This window comes from Microbacterium sp., assembly GCF_026393345.1.
Classification (GTDB): domain Bacteria; phylum Actinomycetota; class Actinomycetes; order Actinomycetales; family Microbacteriaceae; genus Microbacterium.
The window spans coordinates 1-2077 of record NZ_JAPLAI010000079.1; the positions used below are offsets into that span (position 1 = coordinate 1).

At 70.9% G+C, this 2077-nt stretch carries 2 protein-coding genes; both read left to right on the plus strand.

Going from position 1 to position 2077, the window contains the following annotated elements:
* Positions 1-472 (plus strand): transcriptional repressor LexA (lexA, locus tag NT132_RS14300; protein WP_297790216.1); only part of this gene is annotated, 472 nt, incomplete at its 5' end.
* Positions 469-2077, plus strand: a 1609-nt coding sequence (locus NT132_RS14305) for a prolyl oligopeptidase family serine peptidase (protein ID WP_297790218.1), incomplete at its 3' end; no start/stop codon positions are given. The genes lexA and NT132_RS14305, both read left to right, overlap by 4 nt.

The window sequence follows — 2077 nt, forward strand, 5'->3', positions numbered from 1 at the left end:
GACCAGGGCGATGGAAGTACTCATCGACCTGCCCGGCACGAGCGGCGAGAACCCGGCAGACACTGCCACACCGGTGGGAGACGCTGCCATGGTGCCCCTGGTCGGGCGCATCGCCGCCGGCGTGCCGATCACGGCTGAGCAGCAGATCGAGGAGATCTTCCCGCTCCCCCGTCAGCTCGTGGGCAAGGGTGACCTGTTCATGCTCAAGGTCTCCGGCGAATCGATGATCGATGCGGCGATCTGCGACGGCGACTGGGTCGTCGTGCGCTCCCAGAACAGCGCGGAGAACGGTGAAATCGTCGCGGCCATGCTCGATGACGAGGCGACCGTCAAGACGTTCCGGCGCCGCGACGGCCACACCTGGCTGCTCCCCCGCAATTCCGCGTTCGAGCCGATCCTGGGCGACGAGGCGACCGTGCTCGGCAAGGTCGTGGCGGTGCTGCGCTGCGGTGCGCATAGGCTCGATGCATGACTGCGCCATCCGGGTCCTGGACCTCCCCGTTCTCGGCGTCCTCGGTCGCCTCCTCCTCTCCGCGCATCGACGGGTCCAGATTCGTGGGTGACGAGACCTGGTGGGGCGAGTCGGTTCCGGCCCAGGGCGGGCGCATGACGGTGCGCAGCTCGAGTGGCGCCGAGGTCCTCCCCTCCCCCTGGAGCGCACGTTCCCGGGTGCACGAGTACGGGGGCGGAGCATGGACGGCGGATGCCGACGGCATCCTGTACTTCGTCGGTGCCGCCGACCAGCGCGTGTACCGGCTCTCCCCCGACAGCGACCCGGCACCGCTCACCCCGGGCGGCCCCGCGCACGGCGGTCTCCGGATGCAGCGGGGTCGACTGTTCGCCGTGCGGGAGGACCTGACGGTCGAGCCGCATCTGCGTGCGATCATCGAGATCCCGACCGACGGCTCGGCGGCAGACGATGTCTCGGCTGTCGACGTGCACGCAGAGGGCGAGGGCTTCTTCGCCCATCCGGCGCTCTCCCCTGACGGCACCCGCCTCGCCTGGGTCGAATGGGGCGGACGACGGATGCCGTGGCAGAGCGCGCAGCTGCGCATCCTGTCCATCGCCGATGGCAGCCTCGGCGAGCTCCCTGCCAGCACTGCGCTGCAGCCGGAATGGCAGGACGACGCACATCTGCTCTTCGCCGACGATCGCGACGGCCGGTGGGCGCTGCATCGCGCGACGCTCGACGGCGTCGAACTCGCAGCGCCCGTCATGCCGATCGCGCCCGCCGACGCCGACACCGGGTACGGCCTCTGGGTGCTCGGAAACCGCTGGTATCAGCCGCTGGAGGACGGACGCATCGTCGCGGTGCGCACCAACGGCCGGGATGCGATCGACGTCATCTCACAGCACGACAGCCGTCGACCGCTCGAGGTTCCGGCCGACGGGCATGTCAGCGTGGACGACGCGGCGGGAGCCAGAGTGCTGCTCAGCGGAAACGGGTCTCGCGTCGCGCCCGGCGTCTGGAGCGTCGACGTGGACTCAGGTGAGGTCGTGACCGTCGCCGGCGGCGCGCCGGCGGACCCGAGCTGGATGCCGTCAGCGCAGCCGATCGTGGTGGATGGCGCGCACGGGCCCGTCCACGCCTTCGTCTACCCGCCGGCGAACCCGACGGTCGCGGCGTCGGCCGACGAACTCCCGCCGTACCTCGTGTTCGTGCACGGCGGACCGACCGCGCACGTGACGGGCGCGGCATCCTCGGCGATCGCCTTCTACACGAGCCGCGGCTTCGGCGTGCTCGATGTGAACTACGGCGGTTCCACCGGCTACGGCCGCCCCTACCGCGAGCGCCTCGACGGCCAGTGGGGCGTGGTCGATGTCGATGACGTAATCGCCGTAGCCCGGGGCCTCGCAGACACCGGTCTCGCGGACCCTGCCAGGATCGCGATCCGCGGCAGCTCGGCCGGCGGCTGGACCGTGCTCTCCGCACTCGTGCGCGGCGGGGTCTTCGCCGCCGGGATCAGCCGCTACGCCGTGACCGACCTGCGGATGCTCGACGAGCACTCGCACGACTTCGAGCGGCACTACACCGCCGGGCTCGTCGGCGCGCTCCCCGAGGCAGAGACGCTGTACA